The organism is Parasphingorhabdus sp., assembly GCF_059726685.1.
In genome coordinates, this window is record NZ_AP041068.1 from 2,847,171 (window position 1) to 2,868,010 (window position 20,840).

Genomic DNA, 20,840 nt, shown 5'->3' on the forward strand with positions numbered 1-20,840 from the left:
TTAAAACTCCAATCCGCCTTCACGTGCAGCGTCGGCCAAGGCCTTTACACGTCCGTGATACAGAAAACCGCCACGGTCAAAAATTACTTCGGTTACGCCCGCTTTTTTCGCTGCTGCTGCAACGCGCTTGCCAACATCGGCTGCGGCGGCGCTATCGGCACCCGTTTTTACCTTGGACGCCTTGTCGATTGTTGAAGCAGCGGCAACAGTCTTGCCCTCTGAATCATCAATGACTTGCGCATAGATATGACGACCTGTGCGGTGCACAGACAAACGAGGTTTTGTGAGCCCGCGCTTCCGCAATTTGGTGCGAACGCGTTGCTGACGCCGTTTGAATAGAGAAATATTAGCCATGGCTTATTTCTTCTTCCCTTCTTTGCGGAAAACATATTCGCCGCGATATTTAATGCCCTTGCCCTTATAAGGCTCCGGTTTGCGCCAGCGCCGAATTTCTGCGGCAACCTGACCAACCTGCTGTTTATCAATACCCGAAATTTCGACCGTGGTCTGATCCGGCGTCTTGATGGTGATACCTTCTGGAATGTCGAAATCGACATCGTGGCTAAAACCAAGCTGCAGGTTAAGGACTTTGCCCTTCACTGCCGCACGATAACCAACCCCGGTTATTTCAAGAACTTTGGTAAAACCTTCGGTTACACCGTCGACAAGGTTCTGAACCAGCGTCCGTTGCATGCCCCAGTAAGAGCGTGCGCGTGTGGTTTTGTTTGCTGGTGTGACCAACAAACCGCCATCGCTCAACTCATAGCTCAGATCATCAACCATAGGGGTAGAAAGTTCGCCCTTTGGTCCTTTGATCTTGACCAGGCCGTCTTCCATCGTGGCGGTAACGCCGTCAGGAATGCTAACTGCTTTTTTGCCGATACGAGACATTAGAACACCTCTGCGAGTACTTCGCCGCCAACATTCTGCTGGCGCGCTTCCGCGTCAGACAAAACACCTTTTGGCGTCGAAACGATTGTAATGCCCAGGCCATTGCGTACTGAAGGCAGCTCCTGAGAACCGCTGTAGATACGACGACCAGGCTTTGAAACGCGGGCCACGTGGCGGATAGCCGGCTCGCCTTCAAAATATTTCAGTTCAATACGAAGACCGGGGTGCTTGTTCACCTCTTCTTCGCTGTAGCCGCGAATATAACCTTCGCGCTGCAGAACTTCGAGAACAGCACCGCGCAATTTGGAAGCAGGTGAAACCACACTGTCCTTACGTGCTTGCTGTCCGTTACGGATGCGGGTGAGCATATCACCCAAGGGATCGGTAAAAGCCATATTATCTTCCCTTTACCAGCTGGATTTCGTTACGCCGGGGATAAGGCCTTTGTTAGCCATATCACGCAGCTCAATGCGGCAGAGACGGAACTTGCGGTAATAGCCGCGCGGACGTCCTGTTGTTTCGCAGCGGTTACGCACGCGGGTTGGATTACCGTTGCGCGGAATTTCCGCCATTTTAAGACGCGCCATCAAACGCTCGGTCTCGTCAAGAGACTGATCGTTGGCCATCGCCTTCAACTTCGCATAACGGCCGGCATATTTCTTAACCAGCTTCTTGCGACGTTCGTTTTTATTAATGGAACTCAGTTTCGCCATGACTTAAGTTCTCTTCCTTTCTTGCGTGTCTCCGAAAACCGGAAACTTAAAAAATTGTCTCTCGCGGATTATGCCGCGGCTTGCTCTTCTTCTTCCTGCGGAAACGGAAAACCGAACAGTTTCAGAAGCTCGCGAGCTTCGTCATTCGTTTTCGCGCTTGTCGTCACGATAATGTCCATGCCGCGCACCACATCGATGTCGTCATAGGCAATTTCAGGAAAAATAATCTGCTCTTTAATACCCATGGCAAAGTTGCCACGACCATCAAAACTCTTTGGATTCAGACCACGAAAGTCACGAATTCGCGGCATGGCCACGGTAATCAGACGATCGAGAAATTCGTACATCCGCTCACGGCGCAATGTTACTTTACAACCAATCGGCATGCCTTCACGCAGCTTGAACGTCGCGATGGACGTCTTGGCTTTGGTGATGACAGGCTTCTGACCAGCAATCAGTTCCATTTCAGCTGCCGCTGTCGTGGCTTTCTTCTTGTCCTGGCTACCTTCACCAACGCCCATATTCAGAGTGATCTTGGTGATCTTTGGCACTTCCATAACATTGGAATAGTTGAACTTTTCCTGCATCGCTTTGACGATCTGATCGTCATATTTTTTACGCATGCGTGGCAAATATTTATCAGCCATCGACTTTCTCCCCGGATTTCACGGCCACACGGACCATCTTTCCGTCTTTCTCTTCAAAGCGAACCCGTGTCGGCTTGCCATCTTTAGGATCGGCCACAGCAACCTTGCTGATGTGCATTGGCGCTTCACGGCGTTCCAGACCACCTTGCGGGTTGGCCTGTGTCGGTTTGCGGTGACGCACAGCAACATTGGCACCAGCGACGATCACTTTATCGTCTTTTGGCATAACCTTGGTCACTTCACCGGATTTGCCCTTGTCCTTGCCGGACAGAACAACAACGGTGTCACCCTTTTTGATCTTTGCATTGGCCATGATTACAGTACCTCCGGCGCAAGGCTGATGATTTTCATATGCTTCTTGGCGCGCAGTTCGCGAACCACAGGGCCAAAGATACGCGTGCCAATTGGCTCCTGCGCATTGTTGACCAAAACAGCGGCATTGCTGTCGAAGCGGATAACCGAACCGTCTTTGCGGCGGATATCTTTCTTCGTGCGCACGATCACGGCCCGGTGAACATCACCCTTCTTGACCTTGCCGCGCGGGGCCGCTTCCTTGATCGACACAACAATAATGTCGCCAACGCCAGCAAACCGGCGCTTGGAACCGCCCAGCACCTTGATACACTGCACGCGTTTGGCTCCGCTATTGTCAGCGACCTCCAAGTTCGATTGCATCTGGATCATGGATCCATTTCCTTCTTCATTCCGCCCCGAATATTCGGAGCACAGTTAAACTTCGCTAGCTTCAGCTTTCGGCTTTGACTTCGCCTTCGTCTTCAGCGGTAATTTCAGCAACCTTTGGTGTTGCAGGAGCAGCAGCAGCGCCAACCCGTTCCAGCACCTTCCAAGTTTTCAACTTGGAAATCGGTTTTGTTTCCTCGATGCGCACGGTTTCACCAGTGCTCATCTCGTTCTTTTCATCATGCGCATGATATTTTTTCGAGCGACGCATAATTTTTCCGTAAAGCGGATGCTTCACTTTGCGTTCGACATTGACGACAATAGTCTTGTCGCCTTTGTCTGACACTACTGTGCCGGTGAGAATACGTTTTGGCATATCGGTTCCTTACGCCTTTTCTGCGACGGCGGCTTTCGCGCGCTCGTTCTGCAGGGTTTTAATCTTCGCAATCGTGCGACGCACTTCGCGTATCCGACTTGGCTTTTCGAGCTGGTTGGTCGCAGACTGAAAGCGCAGGTTAAATGCCTCGCGCTTCAGTTCGACCAGATCGGCTTCAAGCTGATCGTCGGTTTTGGTCCGCAAATCTTCTGTCTTGCTCATGTCCTTAACCTTCCAAATGTGACGTATCGCCAAGGCGAGCCACAACTTTTGTCTTGATAGGGAGCTTCATCGCCGCACGCTCGAAAGCAACCGCAGCAATTGGGCCAGGAACGCCATCCAGTTCAAACATGATCCGGCCTGGTTTTACCCGACAAGCCCAATATTCGACCGAACCCTTACCTTTACCCTGACGCACTTCAGCAGGCTTCTTCGAAACCGGCACGTCCGGGAAGATGCGGATCCACAAACGACCTTGCCGTTTGATATGACGTGTAATCGCACGGCGAGCCGCTTCGATCTGACGCGCGGTGACCCGTTCTGGCTCCATGGCTTTCAGACCATAAGAACCGAAGTTCAGCGTCGTACCGCCTGGAGCCTTTCCTTTAATCCGACCCTTGTGAGCCTTCCGGAATTTTGTTTTCTTTGGTTGCAGCATGATGCTTTACCTATTCCCTAAAAATCAACGAGAGGGGCGAACGCCGGAAGTTTGCGCTTCCACCATCAACCGATCCTGAGCCATCGGGTCGTGACCCAATATCTCGCCTTTGAAAATCCAGACCTTGATACCGATAATGCCGTAAGCGGTGAGCGCTTCATGTTCAGCATAGTCGATATTGGCGCGCAGCGTATGAAGCGGCACGCGGCCTTCACGGTACCATTCAACACGAGCAATTTCTGCTCCGCCCAAACGACCACCACAAACAATTTTAATACCTTCGGCACCCAGACGCAGAGCGGACTGAACAGCGCGCTTCATCGCCCGGCGGAAAGCAACACGGCGGATCAACTGATCACCAATGCCCTGTGCCACCAATTGTGCGTCAACTTCTGGCTTGCGAATTTCAACAATGTTCAAAGACACATCACTGGAAGACATTTCACTGAGCTTGCGGCGCAGCTTCTCAATATCCGCACCCTTCTTACCGATGATAACACCGGGACGGGCGGCATAGATGGAAACGCGGCAGGTTTTGGCCGGACGCTCAATTACAACCTTGGAGATCGCAGCCTGTGGCACGGTTTCCAGGATATATTTGCGCATCTTGATGTCTTCCATCAAGAGATTGCCGTAATCAGCACCTTCCGCATACCAGCGGCTGTCCCAAGTCCGGTTAATCTGCAGGCGAAGCCCGATAGGATTACTCTTTTGACCCATGGTTTACGCCTCTTCTTCTTCGTGCTCGCGAACAACGATGCGAACGCGGCTAAATGGCTTGATGATCTTGGCTGAACGACCACGTGCGCGGGCTTTCCAGCGCTTCATGGTCAGGCTTTTGCCAACACTGGCTTCCTGAACGATCAATGCGTCAACATCCAGATTATGGTTGTTTTCTGCATTGGCGATAGCGGAAGCGAGAACCTTGCTCACATCCTTGGCCATGCTCTTTTTAGAGAAGGACAGGATGTTTAAAGCGTCTTCCGCTTTCTTGCCGCGGATCAGCTGTGCAACAAGGTTCAGCTTCTGGGCAGAACCACGAATGGAATTGCCAACAGCCAAAGCTTCATTGTCGCCAACGCGGCGGGGTGATGATGCCTTACCCATTATTTCTTGCCTTTTTTGTCAGCGCCATGGCCGTAATAGTTACGCGTCGGAGCGAACTCGCCAAGCTTGTGGCCAACCATGTCTTCATTCACGGAAACCGGAATGAATTTCTGGCCGTTATAAACGTTGAAAGTAAGCCCGACGAAATCAGGGAGGACTGTAGAACGACGCGACCATGTCTTGATCGGCGAGCGTGCACCAGCTTCCTGCGCGTCTTGCGCTTTTTTCAGCAGATGGAGGTCAACAAATGGACCTTTTTTGATGGAACGAGCCATGCTTACCTCTTCTTCTTAGCGTGACGCGACCGGATGATCATCTTGTCGGTCGTTTTGTTCTTACGAGTACGAGCACCCTTGGTTGGCTTGCCCCATGGTGTCACTGGGTGACGACCACCGGAGGTCCGACCTTCACCACCACCATGCGGGTGATCGACAGGGTTTTTCGCAACACCACGTGTCAAAGGACGACGGCCCTTCCAACGCGTGCGGCCAGCTTTACCGAAATTCTGGTTGGAGTTGTCGGGGTTTGAAACCGCACCAACCGTACCCATGCAATCGCTGCGGATATAACGCTGCTCCCCTGAGTTCAGGCGAACAATGACCATACCCCGGTCACGACCAACAATCTGGACATATGTGCCAGCAGAGCGAGCAATCTGACCGCCCTTGCCTGGCTTCATTTCCACATTGTGGATGATCGTACCGATTGGCATTTGCGACAATTTCATCGCGTTGCCTGGCTTCACGTCAACTTTTTCACCAGCAATGACCTTGTCACCAACAGCCAGACGCTGAGGCGCCAGAATGTAGCTTAGTTCACCATCATCATATTTGATCAAAGCGATGAAAGCAGTCCGGTTAGGATCATATTCGATCCGCTCAACGGTTGCCGAAACGTCGAACTTGCGGCGCTTAAAGTCCACTTTACGATATTTCTGCTTGTGACCACCCGCGATACCGCGTGAGGTTACGTGACCTTTGTTGTTGCGACCGCCAGTTTTGCGCTTGCCTTCAACAAGCTTCTTGACGGGCTTGCCTTTCCAAAGGCCGCTCTTGTCGACCAGGATAAGACCGCGTCGCGCAGGACTTGTCGGTTTATAGGATTTTAAAGCCATCTTAAATTCCCGTGGTGATGTCGATGGTCTGGCCTTCAGCCAAAGTCACGACAGCTTTTTTAACATCGTTGCGAGTGTAGGGGCGACCCTTCCACTTCTTGGTTTTGCCCTTTTGCACCATCGTGTTCACGCCTTTGACTTTGACATCAAACAACGCCTCGATAGCGGCTTTGATCTGCGGCTTGGTTGCGGTGTTCGCAACTTTGAAAACCACAGCGTTATTTTCGCTGAGCAAGGTTGATTTCTCGGTGATGTGTGGGCCGACAATTACGTCATAGTGACGAATGTCCACTGCTTCTTTTTTAGCCATTGAAGCGTGCCTCCAGCTTTTCAACCGCAGCGCGTGTCAGCACCAGGGTCTCATGGTTCAAAATGTCATAAACATTGGCACCAGCAGCTGACATCACATTGACGCGTGGAATGTTGTTGGATGCCTTAGAGAAAGCATCGTTCACATCATCACCATCCATGACCAGCGCTGATTTGCCAAAACCGAGCTTCGTAATATTGGCCAGAAGAGCCTGTGTTTTGGCTTCTTTCATTTCAATATTCTCAAGCACGATCAGATTGTCGTTCTTTGCCTTGTCAGACAGCGCCATTTTCAGACCCAATGCACGAACTTTCTTGTTCAGCGAAGGGTTGAAGTCACGCTTGCGCGCACCGTGGGCTTTACCGCCACCAACAAAGATAGGAGCACGACGATCACCATGACGAGCAGTACCACCGCCCTTTTGGTTGCCGAACTTCTTGCCGGTACGGGCAATGTCACTACGCTCACGCGTTGGACGGGCTGTGCCGCGCGCTTTTTCACGTTGCCAGTTCACTACGCGGTGCAAAATGTCTGCACGCGCTTCAAGACCGAACACGTCATCGTTCAAATCGATGTCGCCCTTGGCTTTTGCGTCGAGGGTTTTCACTTTCAATTTCATGGCTTAGCCCTCCTTCCCTCCATCATCTGCAGCATCAGATTTCACTTCTGCTGGTTTTTCTGCGGGAGCCTCTGCAGCTGCTGCGATTTCTTCATCGGTAGGACCGGCAGGCGCTTCATGCTCTGCATCCGCTTCGATCATGCCAGCAGGCGCATCTTCCGTCGCTGTTTCATCCGCATTACGGCGCATGGCGCCAGGGAATGGAACACCTTCAGGCAGAGCCACTTTCACAGCATCTTTAACCAGCAACCAGCCACCTTTGGAACCAGGAACACTGCCACGTACAAAGATCAAACCGCGAGCGGCGTCTGTACGGACGATTTCCAGATTTTGCTGCGTGCGATTACGCGCACCCATGTGACCAGCCATCTTCTTACCTTTGAAGACTTTACCAGGATCCTGGTTTTGACCGGTAGAACCATGTGCACGGTGAGAGATGGAAACACCGTGGGTTGCGCGCATACCGCCGAAGCCCCAACGCTTCATGGCACCGGCAAAGCCCTTACCCTGTGTCACACCTTGAATGTCGACCATCTGACCAGCAATAAAGTGGTCAGCCGTTATCCGAGCACCAACGGGGAGCAAACCTTCTTCGCTCTCAACCCGAAATTCGGCAACACGTGCCTTTGGCTCGACTTCCGCTTTTGCAAAAGCTTCACGTTGTGGTTTGTTTACATTTTTCGCTTTACGGGCACCTGCACCAAGCTGAACAGCAAAATAGCCATCCGGATCCTGTTTGCGGGCTCCAACAACCTGACATTCTTCCAGGGAAAGAACGGTTACCGGCACATGCCGACCATCTTCCTGAAACAAGCGGGTCATCCCCATTTTTTTCGCGATCACGCCAGTACGCACGATCATTTCTCCTTACAGAGGCCCGGTCGCGGAATTGCCAGCGGGCGTGTTACAAAATACAAAGCCCCGAATTTTCGAATATCGCCCCGTCCGGGCTAAAGCGTCTGATTGATCCGAAGACCAGTCAAACTAGACGGGGGACACATGACCCAGCATGAAACTGGCGGTTTCCCATGTCACCGTCGCTCCGATCAGAGCAACGTCGTCACTCACATTAAGCGAGCTTAATCTCTACATTCACACCCGCAGCAAGGTCGAGCTTCATCAAAGCATCAACAGTTTGCGGCGTAGGCTGCACGATATCGAGCAACCTTTTGTAAGTCCGGACCTCAAACTGTTCACGCGACTTTTTGTCAACGTGTGGGCCGCGGTTTACGGTAAATTTTTCGATGCGCGTTGGCATTGGGATCGGTCCACGGATAAGCGCGCCAGTGCGGCGAGCTGTGTCAGCGATATCGCCGGTTGCCTGATCGAGAACCCGATGATCGAATGCCTTCAAGCGTATGCGAATATTCTGCGTTTCCATAAGAACCTATACCAATGTCAAAGAGCCAAAAATAAACCGCCCCGATTTTCTCTCTCAAAAAGAAGCCGGAGCGGCGAAAAACTGGCCGCCCGAATCAGTGACCCGGGCGGCGATGCAGTCCTATATTACTTTGTTACGGTGCTGACAACCCCAGAACCGACGGTGCGACCACCTTCGCGAATAGCGAAGCGAAGACCGGAGTCCATGGCGATTGGTGCAATCAACTTCACGTTAATTGTCACGTTGTCACCAGGCATTACCATTTCCGTACCTTCTGGCAGGATAACTTCGCCGGTCACGTCCGTTGTACGGAAGTAGAATTGTGGACGATAGTTGGCGAAGAATGGCGTATGACGACCACCTTCGTCTTTCGACAACACGTAAACTTCTGCACTGAACTCGGTGTGTGGAGTGATCGAACCAGGCTTACAAAGAACCTGACCACGCTCAACTTCTTCACGAGAAACACCGCGGATCAATGCGCCGATGTTATCGCCAGCTTCACCGCTGTCGAGCAACTTACGGAACATTTCAACGCCGGTAACGGTTGTTTTCGAGGTATCTTTGATACCAACGATTTCAACTTCGTCACCAACATTCACAACACCGGTTTCAACACGGCCGGTAACAACCGTACCACGACCGGAAATTGAGAACACGTCCTCGATTGGCATCAGGAAGTCCTGGTCAACCGGACGGTCTGGCTGTGGGATGTGCTCATCAACAGCAGCCATCAGTTCAAGAATTTTCTCTTTACCGATATTGTCGTCACGGCCTTCAAGAGCAGCCAGAGCAGAACCAGCAACGATAGGAATATTGTCGCCATCGAAGTCGTAAGAAGAAAGAAGTTCACGAACTTCCATTTCAACCAGCTCAAGCAGTTCTTCGTCGTCAACCTGGTCAACTTTGTTCATGAAAACAACAAGAGCAGGAACGCCAACCTGACGAGCAAGCAGGATGTGCTCACGAGTCTGTGGCATTGGACCATCAGCTGCGTTCACAACCAGAATAGCACCGTCCATCTGAGCCGCGCCGGTGATCATGTTTTTCACATAGTCAGCGTGACCTGGGCAATCGACGTGCGCATAGTGGCGGTTGTCGGTTTCATATTCAACGTGTGCCGTTGAAATGGTGATGCCGCGCTCACGCTCTTCAGGCGCCTTGTCGATGTTCGCGAAGTCTACGGCTTCACCGCCGCCAGATTCAGCAAGCACTTTCGTGATCGCTGCGGTCAACGTGGTTTTACCGTGGTCAACGTGACCGATGGTGCCGATGTTGCAATGCGGCTTATTGCGTTCAAACTTCTCTTTTGCCATTTTTTCTTACCTCTAATTTCTATCGTCTTGATAGTCTGTGCCGCGCTTTGGCGAGACTATCCAAATCTGTCAACACCCTTTTAACCTCTAGGCTTTTTTCTTGAGCCAGAACCAAAAGGTAAGCGCGGTTACTCGTAAAAAGAGCAGCGGCGATTAAGCCATCTTCTCCTTCAATTCTTCTGCGACATTATTCGGCACTTGCTCATAGTGAGAGAACTGCATCGAATATTGTGCGCGGCCCTGCGTGAATGAGCGCAACTCGTTCACATAACCAAACATGTTGGCCAGCGGCACCATCGCGTCCACCGCCTGAGCGATACCGCGCGTGTCGGTACCCTGGATCTGGCCACGGCGAGAGTTGAGATCGCCGATCACGTCACCAAGATAGTCTTCCGGCGTAATCACTTCGACTTTCATGATAGGTTCAAGCAGCTTGATACCAGACTTCTGGGCCGCTTCACGCATCGCAGCGCGTGCCGCAATTTCAAAAGCCAGCGCCGAGGAGTCAACATCATGATAAGCGCCATCATAAACGCGGATGTTAAAGTCGATGATCGGGAAGCCGATCAAAGAACCGGTTTCAGCCGTTTCACGCATGCCTTTTTCAACAGACGGGATATATTCCTTTGGAATGTTACCGCCCTTGATTTCGTCTTCAAAGGTAATGCCTTCACCGCGCTCACCAGGCGTGACTTCAAACTTGATACGCGCGAACTGACCGGAACCGCCGGATTGTTTCTTATGCGTATAGTCAACTTCAACAGCCTTGCCGAGCGATTCACGATAGGCAACCTGCGGTGCACCAACATTGGCTTCCACCTTGAACTCACGCTTCATGCGGTCGACCAGGATGTCGAGGTGAAGCTCGCCCATGCCCTTGATGATCGTCTGACCGGATTCATGGTCGGTCGATACCCGGAAGCTTGGATCTTCCGCCGCAAGACGATTAAGCGCAACACCCATCTTCTCTTGGTCGGCCTTGGTTTTTGGTTCAACCGAAAGCTCGATAACCGGATCCGGGAATTCCATCCGCTCCAGAATGATCGGATCTTCTGCGGCACAAAGCGTGTCACCGGTGGTGGTGGTCTTCATGCCGGCCAGAGCAATGATGTCACCGGCAAATGCCTCTTCAATGTCCTTACGGTCATTGGAGTGCATTTCCAGAATACGGCCGACTTTTTCCTTCTTGTCCTTGACCGAGTTCAGCACGGTGCCTTTTTCCAGCTTGCCGGAATAGATACGGGCAAAGGTCAAAGTACCAACGAACGGATCGTTCATGACTTTAAAGGCCAAAGCCGCGAAAGGCTCGTCATCGCTTGATGGACGCGTGTCTTCGGTTTCACCGTCCAGCTTGACGCCTTTAATCGCGTCAACGTCCAGCGGGCTTGGCATATAGTCTACAACCGCGTCGAGCAGTGGCTGAACGCCTTTGTTTTTGAAGGCGGAGCCACAAAGCACGGGAACAAAGCTCTGGTTCAGCGTACCTTTACGGATGAGCGACTTCAGGGTCGCTGCGTCCGGCTCGTTGCCTTCCAGATATGCTTCCATCACGTCATCGTCCTGCTCCACGGCAAGTTCGATGAGCTTCTCACGATATTCAGCCGCCTCGTCAGCCATATCCTCAGGGATTTCACCATAAGTATATTCAGCGCCAAGGTCTTCGTTCTTCCATGTGATCGAACGTTGGTTGACCAGGTCAACCAGGCCAACCAGGCTGGCTTCGATGCCGATGGGCAGATATAGCACAGCCGGCGTCGCGCCGAGACGCTCAATGATCGAGTTCACGCAGAATTTAAAATCCGCACCGGTCCGGTCGAGCTTGTTGATGAAGCACATCCGCGGCACTTTATATTTATCAGCCTGACGCCATACGGTTTCAGACTGTGGCTCCACGCCAGCAACACCGTCGAAACAGGCAACCGCGCCATCGAGCACACGCAGCGAACGCTCAACTTCAATGGTGAAGTCAACGTGGCCTGGTGTATCAATAATGTTGATCCGGTGCTCTGGGCCCTTGCGGTCTTCCGCATTCCAGAAACAGGTGGTCGCAGCAGAGGTAATGGTGATACCACGCTCCTGCTCTTGCTCCATCCAGTCCATCGTCGCCGCGCCATCATGCACTTCGCCGATCTTGTAGGACTTACCCGTATAATAGAGGATGCGTTCCGTTGTGGTCGTTTTACCGGCATCAATATGGGCCATAATGCCAATGTTGCGATATCGTTCGAGCGGATGGCTGCGTGCCATAGTCTTTACTCCAGAATTAAGGGGCCCCAATTAGCGCCGCCCCTATAGTGAAACGGGCCAGCGATGACCAGCCCTGATTAGTTACAAATACAACAATGTGAAAAGCGCAGGAATTTACAGAGGCTCTGCAACCCCTGCGCCTTTATATAATGTTACCAGCGGTAATGTGCAAATGCGCGGTTGGCTTCGGCCATCTTGTGCGCATCTTCCCGCTTCTTCACTGCGTTGCCGCGATTGTTGGAAGCGTCAAGAATTTCACCGGACAGACGAGCCGCCATGGTGGTCTCGCTACGTGCACGGGCAGCAGCAATGACCCAGCGGATCGCAAGAGCCTGAGCGCGCTCGGGACGCACTTCGACAGGAACCTGATAGGTTGCACCACCAACACGGCGAGAGCGGACTTCGATGCCCGGCTTCACATTGTTCAGTGCATCATGGAACATCTGCAGCGGATCTTTTTTCGCTTTGGCTTCTACGCTATCCAGCGCGCCATAAACGATGCGTTCTGCAACAGATTTCTTACCATCCTGCATCAGGTTGTTCATGAATTTGGAAAGGACCTGATCCTTAAATTTTGGATCAGGAAGGATTACCCGTTTCTCGGGACGACGACGACGTGCCATATTATATAACTCCTATCTGACCGATTACTTAGGACGCTTGGCGCCATATTTGGAACGGGATTGCTTCCGGTCCTTAACGCCTTGCGTATCAAGAACACCGCGCAGCACGTGGTAACGCACACCGGGAAGGTCGCGCACACGGCCGCCGCGAATGAGAACAACGCTATGCTCCTGAAGGTTGTGACCTTCACCTGGAATATAGCTGATGACCTCACGCTGGTTGGTCAGGCGAACCTTGGCAACCTTACGCAGAGCGGAGTTTGGTTTCTTTGGAGTCGTTGTGTAGACACGGGTGCAAACGCCGCGTTTCTGCGGGTTGGCTTCCATGGCCGGCACTTTGGACTTCGTCTTCTGTGGCACCCGCCCTTTACGGACGAGCTGATTAATCGTTGGCATAAAGTCTTCACCTTATTGGATCTAGATAAACTAGGGTTACTCTCACGGCCAAATCGCCGAAAGTGTTTTGCCTATGTAAGTTTTCTGCGGGCCTGACGGATCACACCGCAACAGAAGCGCGGCCCTTAGCGGGGATTCGGGTGGGGGTCAAGGGTTCCTCTCTTTCTTGGGAGTTGATATTCGTGAGTAAACTATTATCAGCACAGCAATGGACGAAATTGCTATCAAGGCTGAAGTATTAAATTTGGTGCGACGTCAGGCACCCAGTAGACGACGCCCTACCGTAGCAACTGAATTCCAAATATCTTCAGGTCAAACTCGAGCGGACTTGGCGATTATGGATCAGGGGCTATTTTATGGCATCGAAATAAAATCCAAAAAGGACTCATTGAGACGACTTAGCAGCCAAGCTCAAAATTATCGAAGTTGCTTTGACCGCACGTTGCTAGTTTTGGACAGTTCTCACCTGATTAAGTACCTCGATTTCAACTATGACTATTGCGATGTTTGGACGTTTGATGAAAACGACAAATTACGCTTATTTCATACTGGACATCACATAAATGTGCCCGACGAGAATTTGTTTGAAATGCTGACCTACAAAGAGAGGGAACTCGCATTTCGAGACCCAATTTTCTCAGGAAAGTCAAAAAGGCAAATATTTGCACATTTTTTTGACAAAAAGTTCAAAGAAACCAGCAGCATGCTTTGGACACGTGCGAAAGGGCGAAAAATTGTTGGCTCAGACATCAAATATTTGAGCAGATTTCGCCCGAGTAGAATTGCAACCAAGCGACTTGAGGACAACAAACAGCAAGAATGGAATGCTTGGTTAAAAGCGCAAGAAATCCACGCTTAACTAGTCTTCCCAATCATCTTCAGTATCCTCAGCGGCTTCTGGGTCATCATAGAAGGTTTGTTTCTGGAGATGAAGATTGATGCGAGCCGCTGTAGATTTCTGAGGATTGCTGATCGCAGATTGATCTCCAGCAATAGTTCTCTCAATCATTTGGGTACCCCAGACTCGAATATTAGGATTCCAATAATCGGTTCTGGAGAGTAGCGTTGCTTGGGCTTGATAGCCAGCGAAGCCTGATTGCGTATGATGTCTATAAAAACGCCAATCGGTCAAAAGTGGATAATCGATCCTCGGATAAGGTAGACCACCCCCACCTCGACCACGCTCAATTCTTGCACTACCTCTATCGCTGTAAATAAGTCCTTCTAACTCGTGCCCAACTAATTGGTTGAAGAGTCGACGTTCATATATTGGTTGTTCTGTGAGATTGTCAAAGCCTGAAGGAAATGAGCTTGCCGAAACCGAAACAAACGCTTCGTTACAATGCTCTCGAATCGATTGAACATATCCTTGAACCTGAGCTGCAACCAATAAATGATCTGGAGAAGCGATCCCAAAGTCTAAGACAAATATAGTGTCCACACCATGTTCGGTAACGCTTCCGACACGTTCAGCTACCGCTGAAATAGCGGGAAATGTTGGAGCGGGTAAATTGATCACTAGGCCCCGATTTAGATTCCACAAACTTTGAATCTGCCGGGTCTCATCTTCGATTGAGGGATTAAGTTGAGCGACGGGTATATAGTTGTCGTGAGATATAATGAAATTAACCCAGCGTTCAAATCCATTATCAGGAGTTCGCAATGATTCCAATTCATTGAAAACTGGCCGATCCTGATATTCCTCTCGTTCACCGACGCCAACCACGATTGGCCGATCACCATAAGCTTCTTCTATCCTATTAATCGTATTTTGAAGTCGGTGCGCTCCAACCCAAGGCCTTAAGGGAATGAAGGGTAGCAGACGGTTTTTGGTGTTGTCCGGCAATTCCTCCAAAGCCCGCATTTCTCCCGGTCGAACCGAAAGTATAGGCAGATAGCTTACGTCGGAAAAATCCCTAAGCGCCATTTGGATCAATACCTAGCACTTCAAACCTAATTGCCATGGCTGATTCAGACACATTCAATTCGTCTGCGACAAACAAAACCTTATCACCAACGCCCTTCTCCTCAGCTGCTTCTAACGCGTCTTCTACCAAGTTTCGGGGCATCAATATTTCCGCAGCCAATCGATTGGCTTCTTGCTCAGTGCGATCACTAAGGGTTGAGCGATACAGCTTATCATCCTCGATTCCATCTCCAATTTGATCCTGATGTAACAAAAAATGAGCTAACTCGTGAGCGACAGTGAAACGTTGACGCTTTTTTGGATCATGCCGGTTCACTCTAATTCTGTAACCATCACCATCTTTTCTCTTTATTTCTCCTGAAATTCCAGGCTTCAGTGTAGCTGATTTAACTTCAACTTCAAGTGCTTGCGCGATTAAACTTAGTTTTACAGGCCCTTTTTCCTGAAAAACTTCAATTTTATCTTTTGTTTCTTGGTCAAGTCGGTTCCATTCACCTGACATCAACCTTCTCCATTATCATAGTTTAGCTCCTCGTCTTTTTCCGGATTACCCATTACGACTTCGTCTACCCGCCGTTTGATCCGAGTTTCCATTCGCGGCGAATCAATCTCCTTTTGCACAGCACTACTTATATAGTCACGAATTGCCCCGTTCTCAATTTGTTCTCGCACTTCATTTATCGCTTCAGTTTCTGCAGCTGATACAGCATTCTGTTTTAATTGAGAAAATCCCCAAAAAGCGGCTATGGCAAAAATCACGCCAAGTACTGTCACAAGGACTCCTGCGGCTGCCAACATTACAGCTGCTAAGTCCAAATAGTTTACACCTGAAGGCGTCAAATCACCAATTACGCTAAGTAAGATAACACTTGATAAAGCCCCGGCAATTGAACCTATAATCAGCGGTAAAATCCAACCGCCATTGTCTTTACTATCGGACACCTAATTATCCCCCATCAAAATCCACTAACAAATATTGCCGTAAAATAGCACAAAGTTTCGAAATAAACCTAAACCTCAAATCGAAGACTAAGGTGATAGTTGACAAAATACATCAAGATAACCTGTCTTACCCAGTCCAACAATCAATCTCTATCAAGTCGAATCTTCCGGAACCCGCATCAAACCTTCGGCGGTATCGGGGCTGTTCAAAAACTGGTTGGAATTCGACCATGATGATACCCGACTGCTCCACTGGCACCGCATGCCAGCTGCTCGTACCACTGCTTTCCTACACACCCCCCACCTGATATAATTCCGGCCATGATCATCCGCCTGCCCCAAACCACGCGCCTCCATTCATCGACGCAAACAACCGCTTCAACAGAATTTCACCCCTGTTTTGCGTATAATTTGTCAACTTTCTGCGCGTCGTTTTGCGGCCCGAAACCGTCCGCTACGTGATCCACAGTCTCAGGATATAGGCGACAATGCCAAGGACAGAGATGCTCATCGCCCAGATCGCGGCCATCCAGGCCAGCCGTTTCCATAGCGGGGCATCATCGGCGGATTGTTCGCCGGATGGCTTATCGGGCGGCGCCATTAATGATAGCCGTCGCTGCCGACCTTGCCGCGGAAGACCCAGTAAGCCCATCCGGTGTAGATCAGGATCAGCGGCACGGTCAGCACGACGCCGACCAGCATGAATATCTGGCTGCTTTCGGGCACGGCTGCGTCCCAGATGGTGATCTGGTCGGGCACGATATAGGGGAACATGGAAATGCCCAGCCCCGCCATGCCGAGGAAGAACAGGCCGAGTGAAATCAGGAAGGGCGCGGCCTCTTGCTTTTTATAAAGTCCGCGGAACAGGAAATAGGTCAGGATGACGACCAGCAGCGGGACTTGCGCCGCGAACAGGATATTGGGCATTTCAAACCAGCGGGTCCAATATTGCCCGGCGAGGAACGGCGTGTAGAGGCTGACCGCTGCCATTAATACCAGCGTCGCAATCGCGGCCGGTTTCGCCAGCCGATAAGCCGTTTCCTGCGCGCCATCCTCGGTTTTCCAGATCAGCCAGGTTGCCCCCAGCAGGGCATAGCCTGCGACCGTCCCGACACCGGTCAGCAAGGTGTAGGGCGTAAACCAGTCAAACCAGCTGCCCGCATAGGCGCGGTCCGCAACCTCGACGCCCTGCAGCAACGCGCCCAATATCATGCCCTGGGAAAAGGCGGCGGCAAAGGAACCGCCGGTAAAGGCAAAGTCCCAGAAGGCCCGGTGGTCCGGGTCACGCCAGCGGAACTCAAAGGCGACCCCGCGAAAGACAAGGCCCAGAAGCATGATGATGATGAGCGGATAGGTGGCCGGCAATATGATCGCATAAGCGAGCGGAAAGGCCGCCAGCAACCCGCCGCCGCCCAGCACCAGCCAGGTTTCATTGCCGTCCCACACCGGCGCGATGCTGTTCATCGCCTGATCGCGCGCATCGCCCACTTCAAAGGCGGGAAACAATATGCCAATGCCAAGGTCAAACCCGTCCATCACGACATAGGCAAAGACGGCAAAAGCGATGATGAAGGCCCAGATGACGGTCAAATCCATGATCTACTCCCCTGGCTTTTGTTGAGAGGCGGCGGGCTCAAAGGCCAGCGCATCCTTCTGGGCTGGTCCCGGCGTAATACCGGCGGTGCGGACCGGGCCGGGCTCGGTCGCCTTGACGCCCTTTTCACCCGGCTGCGGCACTTTGCTCATCAGGCGCATGATATACCATGTGCCGATGCCAAATACGAAGAAATAGACGATGATGAAAGCGATCAGCGATGCGGCGACAGCGGGGGCCGCAAGCGGAGAGACACTGTCGGCCGTGCGCAACAGGCCATAGACTGTGTAGGGCTGCCGTCCCACCTCCGTGGTGATCCAGCCGGCAATCACCGCGACAAAACCGGATGGCGCCATGATGATCGCAACCTTGTGCAGCAAGCGCCAGTCATAAAGCTTCCTGCGGACCCTTGCGAACAGACTCCAAAGGCCAATGCCAAGCATCGCAAAGCCAATCCCGACCATGATCCGGAAGGACCAGAAAACCATGCCGACGGGCGGCTCATCCTCATCCGGAATTGTATCCAGACCGTCGAGCGGTGCGTTCAGATCATGCTTGAGGATCAGCGACGACAGCTTGGGAATCTCGATCTTGTAGTCGACCCGCTTCTCCTCGCTGTTCGGGATGCCGAACAGGATCAGCGGCGCGCCATCGGGGTGGCTGTCATAATGGCCTTCCATGGCCATGACTTTCGCTGGCTGATGCTCCAGCGTGTTGAGCCCGTGAAGGTCGCCGGCAAAAATCTGCACCGGGGCGACCAAGGCCGCCATCCACATGGCCATCGAGAACATTTTACGGGCATGGGGATTGGCTTTGTCTTTCAGCAGATGCCAAGCGCCAACACCGCCGACGACAAAGGCAGTGGTCAGATAGGTGGCCATAAGCGTGTGGAACAAGCGATAGGGAAAACTGGGGTTGAACACGATGTCCCACCAGCTGTCACCGGGAACAAACTGGCCGTTGGCGGCAATCTCATGACCCGTGGGCGTCTGCATCCAGCTGTTCACGCTCAAGATCCAGAAGGCGGAAATGAAGGTACCGATCGCCACCATCAGGGTCGCGGTAAAGTGGAGCTTCTTGCCAACCTTGTTCATGCCGAACAGCATGACGCCCAGAAAACCGGCCTCCAGGAAAAAGGCGGTCAGCACCTCATAAGCCATGAGCGGCCCGATCACCGGCCCCGCTTTGTCGGAAAAAACGGCCCAGTTGGTGCCGAACTGATAGGACATTACAATGCCGGACACCACGCCCATGGCAAAGGTCACCGCGAAAATCTTCAGCCAGTATTTGAAGAGATCCATATAGATTTGTTTGCCGGTTTTGAGCCAAAGCCCCTCCAGCACCGCCAGATAGCTGGCCAGACCGATCGAAAAGGCCGGAAAGATAAAATGAAAGCTGATCGTAAACGCAAATTGTATGCGGGCCAGCATTACGGCATCAAACTGCTCAAACATCGTCGATTGTCCCCTTTTGGGTGGATCGAATTACAAATGAGTCGGCGCGTATTTAGCGATCACGCCGCTCTTTCACAATGTCGGCGCGCTTGATAAGTAGAATATTACAGTTGCATGACGCGCAACCGGGACAAGGACAGGAACATGTTATGAAGATACTTAAAGCGGCCCTATTCTGCGGCGCATTCGCGCTTTCAACCCCTGCAATGGCACAACCTGAGGGGTTTGAGACTGGCCCTGTCTTTGAGGATTTTGGACCAAAGGCGGCGGTTCAGACAGATGATCCGCTGGCCAAGGACAGCCGGTTCCAAATTGCCTTTGATGTGGCCAAGAAAGCCGATCCGGGCAGCCTGAACCGGACCATCGAAAGCGCAGCGCGGTTTATCAACATGCATATTGCAGCAGGTGTCCCTGCCGAAAATATCAGGCTGGCCATCGTGGTTCATGGCGGCGCTTCGGTGGATCTGACCAGGCAGGATATATATGGTGCGCGCAATGAAGGTGCTACGAACGGCAGCGCAGAGGCAATTGCGGTTCTGCAAGAACATGGTGTCACGTTCCATCTGTGCGGCCAAAGCGCCGCGGCCCACAAAATTGCCAATGCTGACTTGTTGCCAGGCGTGAAAATGGATCTCTCGGCGATGACCGCCCATGCGCTGTTGCAACAGCGGGGCTATACGCTCAATCCTTTTTAGGGGAACTTGATGTTAGGAAACCGGTTCCTCTTCATTGGCCATGGCCTTGCGCTTACGCAGGATTTTCATAGTCATTAACCCGGCCGGTGCAGCCAGTGTGACGACCCCGAAAGCGATCCAGAACACATCGCCCAAACCGCCATAGCCTCTGATCAGCTCACTCAGCGGATCCCAGATGAATCGGATCGCAACGACCCACAGGACCAGGGCGACATAGATCGCAACCTTGTCTTCCAATACGATACCCAGTCCAGCCAGTCCGCCATCATTGGCACCTGATTTACCGCCAGAGGCTTCCCGAAACCGCTCTAGCTCCGCCTCCGCTTCTTTCTGACCGGACTGCGCCTGATCCAGTTCGCGGCGCAAGCGCACCAGCTCGCGCGCATTGCTGGCCACCTCTCCTGCCTGTGCTTTTGATGCGGCGGTCAGCTCACCCAGCTCAGCTTCCATGGCCGCGCGTTTGGCACGCTCACTAGCCAGTTGCTGACTGGTATCGGGCGTAGCGCTTTCTATGATGCGGTCGATAACACTGGGTGCGAGTGGATCAGCGGAATAGCGGCTGAGCCAGGCCTTCCAGTCATCCGTACTGCCCTTTTCCTTGAGCCGTGCATATTCCGCCAGACCAGGACGGTCCAGAAGCTCGCCAATGCGCGTGAGGATATTGAGCCAGACGAGATTGTCGGTCCCCTCGGCACCTTCCTCCAGGACTTCTGCTTGCACCGACCGGAATTCGAGTGGCAGCTGACATTCGCGCAGCTGTACCGCAATCAGTCCGCTGCGTTCCTTGCCAGTCCGTGCTTCGTTGCGAACCCAGTCGGACTCGACAGATTCTTCGGTCCAGAGCACCAGCAGAGCCTTGGCGGCTTCAATCTCGCGTTCAATTTCGCGGTCAAAGGATGAACCTGCACCAATGCCCGCATCGAACCAGACACTGACCTTCAACGCCTCCAGATGATCACGGATGGCGGTGCAGCGGTCCCGATCATTTCTCGAGTAGCTGATAAAAATGTCCGCCATATCCGCCCCTTATCCCTTTATGCTGCTGCGCTTTATAGTCTATTGCTGCGGGATACGGCAATGTAAAATCACGACCTCGAAACGCCTGTTCTCTTGACCCGGTTTGAATGTTCTATAAATTAGAACAAACCA

Annotated in this window: 31 protein-coding genes; 2 read left to right on the plus strand and 29 right to left on the minus strand. The window is 52.0% G+C overall.

Features of this window, described 5'->3' with window-relative positions; all coding sequences use genetic code 11:
• The 22 genes from rplR to rpsL form a co-directional block, all read right to left on the minus strand.
• On the minus strand, positions 1–354 hold the full coding sequence (gene rplR, locus AC6I9Z_RS14060; protein WP_109356554.1) for a 50S ribosomal protein L18: 354 nt from the start codon (positions 352–354) through the stop codon (positions 1–3).
• A gap of 3 nt (positions 355–357) precedes the next feature.
• Positions 358–891: a 50S ribosomal protein L6 gene (gene rplF / locus AC6I9Z_RS14065; RefSeq protein WP_461456386.1), complete on the minus strand. Its 534-nt coding sequence runs from the start codon at positions 889–891 to the stop codon at positions 358–360.
• Positions 891–1,286, minus strand: a complete 396-nt coding sequence (rpsH, locus tag AC6I9Z_RS14070) for a 30S ribosomal protein S8 (RefSeq protein WP_109356552.1) — start codon at positions 1,284–1,286, stop codon at positions 891–893. The genes rplF and rpsH overlap by 1 nt, the downstream gene beginning before the upstream one ends.
• A gap of 12 nt (positions 1,287–1,298) precedes the next feature.
• A complete protein-coding gene (rpsN, locus tag AC6I9Z_RS14075; RefSeq protein WP_108810506.1) occupies positions 1,299–1,604 on the minus strand; it encodes a 30S ribosomal protein S14 in 306 nt (101 codons plus the stop codon).
• A gap of 68 nt (positions 1,605–1,672) precedes the next feature.
• Positions 1,673–2,251 (minus strand): 50S ribosomal protein L5, encoded by a 579-nt coding sequence (gene rplE / locus AC6I9Z_RS14080; RefSeq protein WP_461456387.1) that lies wholly within the window; start codon positions 2,249–2,251, stop codon positions 1,673–1,675.
• Positions 2,244–2,564 carry a 50S ribosomal protein L24 gene (rplX, locus tag AC6I9Z_RS14085; protein ID WP_109356550.1) on the minus strand — a complete coding sequence of 107 codons (321 nt, stop codon included), beginning with the start codon at positions 2,562–2,564 and terminating at the stop codon, positions 2,244–2,246. The genes rplE and rplX overlap by 8 nt, the downstream gene beginning before the upstream one ends.
• Before the next feature lie 2 nt (positions 2,565–2,566).
• Positions 2,567–2,935 carry a 50S ribosomal protein L14 gene (rplN, locus tag AC6I9Z_RS14090; protein WP_074204535.1) on the minus strand — a complete coding sequence of 123 codons (369 nt, stop codon included), beginning with the start codon at positions 2,933–2,935 and terminating at the stop codon, positions 2,567–2,569.
• 61 nt (positions 2,936–2,996) lie between these two features.
• Entirely contained in the window at positions 2,997–3,308 is a 312-nt protein-coding gene (gene rpsQ, locus AC6I9Z_RS14095; RefSeq protein WP_109356549.1) for a 30S ribosomal protein S17, read from the minus strand.
• A gap of 9 nt (positions 3,309–3,317) precedes the next feature.
• Positions 3,318–3,530, minus strand: a complete 213-nt coding sequence (gene rpmC / locus AC6I9Z_RS14100; protein WP_461456388.1) for a 50S ribosomal protein L29 — start codon at positions 3,528–3,530, stop codon at positions 3,318–3,320.
• A 4-nt stretch (positions 3,531–3,534) separates the two neighbouring features.
• Positions 3,535–3,966 (minus strand): 50S ribosomal protein L16, encoded by a 432-nt coding sequence (gene rplP, locus AC6I9Z_RS14105; RefSeq protein WP_109356547.1) that lies wholly within the window; start codon positions 3,964–3,966, stop codon positions 3,535–3,537.
• Positions 3,967–3,990: 24 nt separating this feature from the next.
• Positions 3,991–4,686, minus strand: coding sequence for a 30S ribosomal protein S3 (rpsC, locus tag AC6I9Z_RS14110; RefSeq protein WP_109356546.1), 696 nt, complete (start codon positions 4,684–4,686; stop codon positions 3,991–3,993).
• Positions 4,687–4,689: 3 nt separating this feature from the next.
• Positions 4,690–5,073 carry a 50S ribosomal protein L22 gene (gene rplV, locus AC6I9Z_RS14115; protein WP_109356545.1) on the minus strand — a complete coding sequence of 128 codons (384 nt, stop codon included), beginning with the start codon at positions 5,071–5,073 and terminating at the stop codon, positions 4,690–4,692.
• A complete protein-coding gene (gene rpsS, locus AC6I9Z_RS14120) occupies positions 5,073–5,348 on the minus strand; it encodes a 30S ribosomal protein S19 (protein WP_109356544.1) in 276 nt (91 codons plus the stop codon). The genes rplV and rpsS overlap by 1 nt, the downstream gene beginning before the upstream one ends.
• A gap of 2 nt (positions 5,349–5,350) precedes the next feature.
• The gene (rplB, locus tag AC6I9Z_RS14125) at positions 5,351–6,187 is read right to left on the minus strand and encodes a 50S ribosomal protein L2 (protein WP_461456389.1); all 837 of its coding nucleotides are present in this window, start codon (positions 6,185–6,187) and stop codon (positions 5,351–5,353) included.
• Between the two features lies 1 nt (position 6,188).
• Positions 6,189–6,497 (minus strand): 50S ribosomal protein L23, encoded by a 309-nt coding sequence (locus AC6I9Z_RS14130; protein WP_109356543.1) that lies wholly within the window; start codon positions 6,495–6,497, stop codon positions 6,189–6,191.
• Positions 6,490–7,116 (minus strand): 50S ribosomal protein L4, encoded by a 627-nt coding sequence (gene rplD / locus AC6I9Z_RS14135; RefSeq protein ID WP_109356542.1) that lies wholly within the window; start codon positions 7,114–7,116, stop codon positions 6,490–6,492. Before rplD ends, AC6I9Z_RS14130 begins: the two co-directional genes overlap by 8 nt.
• Before the next feature lie 3 nt (positions 7,117–7,119).
• A complete protein-coding gene (gene rplC / locus AC6I9Z_RS14140) occupies positions 7,120–7,971 on the minus strand; it encodes a 50S ribosomal protein L3 (protein WP_461456939.1) in 852 nt (283 codons plus the stop codon).
• A 214-nt stretch (positions 7,972–8,185) separates the two neighbouring features.
• Complete coding sequence (rpsJ, locus tag AC6I9Z_RS14145) at positions 8,186–8,497, minus strand: 30S ribosomal protein S10 (RefSeq protein ID WP_108810519.1); 312 nt, start codon at positions 8,495–8,497, stop codon at positions 8,186–8,188.
• Positions 8,498–8,622: 125 nt separating this feature from the next.
• Positions 8,623–9,813: an elongation factor Tu gene (gene tuf / locus AC6I9Z_RS14150; protein ID WP_109356541.1), complete on the minus strand. Its 1,191-nt coding sequence runs from the start codon at positions 9,811–9,813 to the stop codon at positions 8,623–8,625.
• 153 nt (positions 9,814–9,966) lie between these two features.
• Positions 9,967–12,060 carry an elongation factor G gene (fusA, locus tag AC6I9Z_RS14155; RefSeq protein WP_461456390.1) on the minus strand — a complete coding sequence of 698 codons (2,094 nt, stop codon included), beginning with the start codon at positions 12,058–12,060 and terminating at the stop codon, positions 9,967–9,969.
• A 152-nt stretch (positions 12,061–12,212) separates the two neighbouring features.
• Positions 12,213–12,683, minus strand: a complete 471-nt coding sequence (gene rpsG / locus AC6I9Z_RS14160; RefSeq protein ID WP_109356539.1) for a 30S ribosomal protein S7 — start codon at positions 12,681–12,683, stop codon at positions 12,213–12,215.
• A gap of 24 nt (positions 12,684–12,707) precedes the next feature.
• A complete protein-coding gene (rpsL, locus tag AC6I9Z_RS14165; protein WP_067198316.1) occupies positions 12,708–13,079 on the minus strand; it encodes a 30S ribosomal protein S12 in 372 nt (123 codons plus the stop codon).
• A 208-nt stretch (positions 13,080–13,287) separates the two neighbouring features.
• On the opposite strand from rpsL, the gene AC6I9Z_RS14170 reads away from it, so the two are divergent.
• A complete protein-coding gene (locus AC6I9Z_RS14170) occupies positions 13,288–13,938 on the plus strand; it encodes a sce7726 family protein (protein WP_461456391.1) in 651 nt (216 codons plus the stop codon).
• On the opposite strand, the gene AC6I9Z_RS14175 is transcribed toward AC6I9Z_RS14170, so the two are convergent.
• From AC6I9Z_RS14175 to AC6I9Z_RS14200, 6 genes are all read right to left on the minus strand, one after another.
• Entirely contained in the window at positions 13,939–15,006 is a 1,068-nt protein-coding gene (locus AC6I9Z_RS14175) for a beta family protein (RefSeq protein WP_461456392.1), read from the minus strand. It lies immediately after the preceding gene.
• A complete protein-coding gene (locus AC6I9Z_RS14180; protein ID WP_461456393.1) occupies positions 14,996–15,508 on the minus strand; it encodes an ImmA/IrrE family metallo-endopeptidase in 513 nt (170 codons plus the stop codon). Before AC6I9Z_RS14180 ends, AC6I9Z_RS14175 begins: the two co-directional genes overlap by 11 nt.
• Positions 15,508–15,948 (minus strand): hypothetical protein, encoded by a 441-nt coding sequence (locus AC6I9Z_RS14185; protein ID WP_461456394.1) that lies wholly within the window; start codon positions 15,946–15,948, stop codon positions 15,508–15,510. The genes AC6I9Z_RS14180 and AC6I9Z_RS14185 overlap by 1 nt, the downstream gene beginning before the upstream one ends.
• 454 nt (positions 15,949–16,402) lie before the next feature.
• Positions 16,403–16,549, minus strand: coding sequence for a DUF2474 domain-containing protein (locus AC6I9Z_RS14190; RefSeq protein ID WP_461456395.1), 147 nt, complete (start codon positions 16,547–16,549; stop codon positions 16,403–16,405).
• A complete protein-coding gene (gene cydB, locus AC6I9Z_RS14195) occupies positions 16,549–17,544 on the minus strand; it encodes a cytochrome d ubiquinol oxidase subunit II (RefSeq protein ID WP_461456396.1) in 996 nt (331 codons plus the stop codon). Before cydB ends, AC6I9Z_RS14190 begins: the two co-directional genes overlap by 1 nt.
• Before the next feature lie 3 nt (positions 17,545–17,547).
• A complete protein-coding gene (locus AC6I9Z_RS14200; protein WP_461456397.1) occupies positions 17,548–18,996 on the minus strand; it encodes a cytochrome ubiquinol oxidase subunit I in 1,449 nt (482 codons plus the stop codon).
• Positions 18,997–19,145: 149 nt separating this feature from the next.
• Here AC6I9Z_RS14200 and AC6I9Z_RS14205 point away from each other — a divergent pair, with 149 nt between their 5' ends.
• A complete protein-coding gene (locus tag AC6I9Z_RS14205; protein ID WP_461456398.1) occupies positions 19,146–19,691 on the plus strand; it encodes a DsrE family protein in 546 nt (181 codons plus the stop codon).
• Between the two features lie 12 nt (positions 19,692–19,703).
• On the opposite strand, the gene AC6I9Z_RS14210 is transcribed toward AC6I9Z_RS14205, so the two are convergent.
• Positions 19,704–20,708, minus strand: coding sequence for a toll/interleukin-1 receptor domain-containing protein (locus AC6I9Z_RS14210; RefSeq protein ID WP_109356532.1), 1,005 nt, complete (start codon positions 20,706–20,708; stop codon positions 19,704–19,706).
• Between the last annotated feature and the right edge of the window lie 132 nt (positions 20,709–20,840).

Coding starts and splice junctions, on each gene's coding strand:
- fusA (WP_461456390.1), bottom strand. CDS start 12,060: ATGGCACGCAGCCATCCGCTCGAACGATATCGCAACATTGGCATTATG.
- rplP (WP_109356547.1), bottom strand. CDS start 3,966: ATGCTGCAACCAAAGAAAACAAAATTCCGGAAGGCTCACAAGGGTCGG.
- rpsG (WP_109356539.1), bottom strand. CDS start 12,683: ATGGCACGTCGTCGTCGTCCCGAGAAACGGGTAATCCTTCCTGATCCA.
- rplB (WP_461456389.1), bottom strand. CDS start 6,187: ATGGCTTTAAAATCCTATAAACCGACAAGTCCTGCGCGACGCGGTCTT.
- rplN (WP_074204535.1), bottom strand. CDS start 2,935: ATGATCCAGATGCAATCGAACTTGGAGGTCGCTGACAATAGCGGAGCC.
- rpsS (WP_109356544.1), bottom strand. CDS start 5,348: ATGGCTCGTTCCATCAAAAAAGGTCCATTTGTTGACCTCCATCTGCTG.
- rpsL (WP_067198316.1), bottom strand. CDS start 13,079: ATGCCAACGATTAATCAGCTCGTCCGTAAAGGGCGGGTGCCACAGAAG.
- AC6I9Z_RS14130 (WP_109356543.1), bottom strand. CDS start 6,497: ATGGCTAAAAAAGAAGCAGTGGACATTCGTCACTATGACGTAATTGTC.
- rpsN (WP_108810506.1), bottom strand. CDS start 1,604: ATGGCGAAACTGAGTTCCATTAATAAAAACGAACGTCGCAAGAAGCTG.
- cydB (WP_461456396.1), bottom strand. CDS start 17,544: ATGGATTTGACCGTCATCTGGGCCTTCATCATCGCTTTTGCCGTCTTT.
- rplF (WP_461456386.1), bottom strand. CDS start 891: ATGTCTCGTATCGGCAAAAAAGCAGTTAGCATTCCTGACGGCGTTACC.
- AC6I9Z_RS14170 (WP_461456391.1), top strand. CDS start 13,288: ATGGACGAAATTGCTATCAAGGCTGAAGTATTAAATTTGGTGCGACGT.
- rpmC (WP_461456388.1), bottom strand. CDS start 3,530: ATGAGCAAGACAGAAGATTTGCGGACCAAAACCGACGATCAGCTTGAA.
- AC6I9Z_RS14190 (WP_461456395.1), bottom strand. CDS start 16,549: ATGGCGCCGCCCGATAAGCCATCCGGCGAACAATCCGCCGATGATGCC.
- rpsC (WP_109356546.1), bottom strand. CDS start 4,686: ATGGGTCAAAAGAGTAATCCTATCGGGCTTCGCCTGCAGATTAACCGG.
- AC6I9Z_RS14200 (WP_461456397.1), bottom strand. CDS start 18,996: ATGTTTGAGCAGTTTGATGCCGTAATGCTGGCCCGCATACAATTTGCG.
- AC6I9Z_RS14180 (WP_461456393.1), bottom strand. CDS start 15,508: ATGTCAGGTGAATGGAACCGACTTGACCAAGAAACAAAAGATAAAATT.
- rplD (WP_109356542.1), bottom strand. CDS start 7,116: ATGAAATTGAAAGTGAAAACCCTCGACGCAAAAGCCAAGGGCGACATC.
- AC6I9Z_RS14175 (WP_461456392.1), bottom strand. CDS start 15,006: ATGGCGCTTAGGGATTTTTCCGACGTAAGCTATCTGCCTATACTTTCG.
- rplR (WP_109356554.1), bottom strand. CDS start 354: ATGGCTAATATTTCTCTATTCAAACGGCGTCAGCAACGCGTTCGCACC.
- rpsQ (WP_109356549.1), bottom strand. CDS start 3,308: ATGCCAAAACGTATTCTCACCGGCACAGTAGTGTCAGACAAAGGCGAC.
- tuf (WP_109356541.1), bottom strand. CDS start 9,813: ATGGCAAAAGAGAAGTTTGAACGCAATAAGCCGCATTGCAACATCGGC.
- rplX (WP_109356550.1), bottom strand. CDS start 2,564: ATGGCCAATGCAAAGATCAAAAAGGGTGACACCGTTGTTGTTCTGTCC.
- rpsH (WP_109356552.1), bottom strand. CDS start 1,286: ATGGCTTTTACCGATCCCTTGGGTGATATGCTCACCCGCATCCGTAAC.
- rplV (WP_109356545.1), bottom strand. CDS start 5,073: ATGGGTAAGGCATCATCACCCCGCCGCGTTGGCGACAATGAAGCTTTG.
- rpsJ (WP_108810519.1), bottom strand. CDS start 8,497: ATGGAAACGCAGAATATTCGCATACGCTTGAAGGCATTCGATCATCGG.
- rplE (WP_461456387.1), bottom strand. CDS start 2,251: ATGGCTGATAAATATTTGCCACGCATGCGTAAAAAATATGACGATCAG.
- AC6I9Z_RS14205 (WP_461456398.1), top strand. CDS start 19,146: ATGAAGATACTTAAAGCGGCCCTATTCTGCGGCGCATTCGCGCTTTCA.
- AC6I9Z_RS14210 (WP_109356532.1), bottom strand. CDS start 20,708: ATGGCGGACATTTTTATCAGCTACTCGAGAAATGATCGGGACCGCTGC.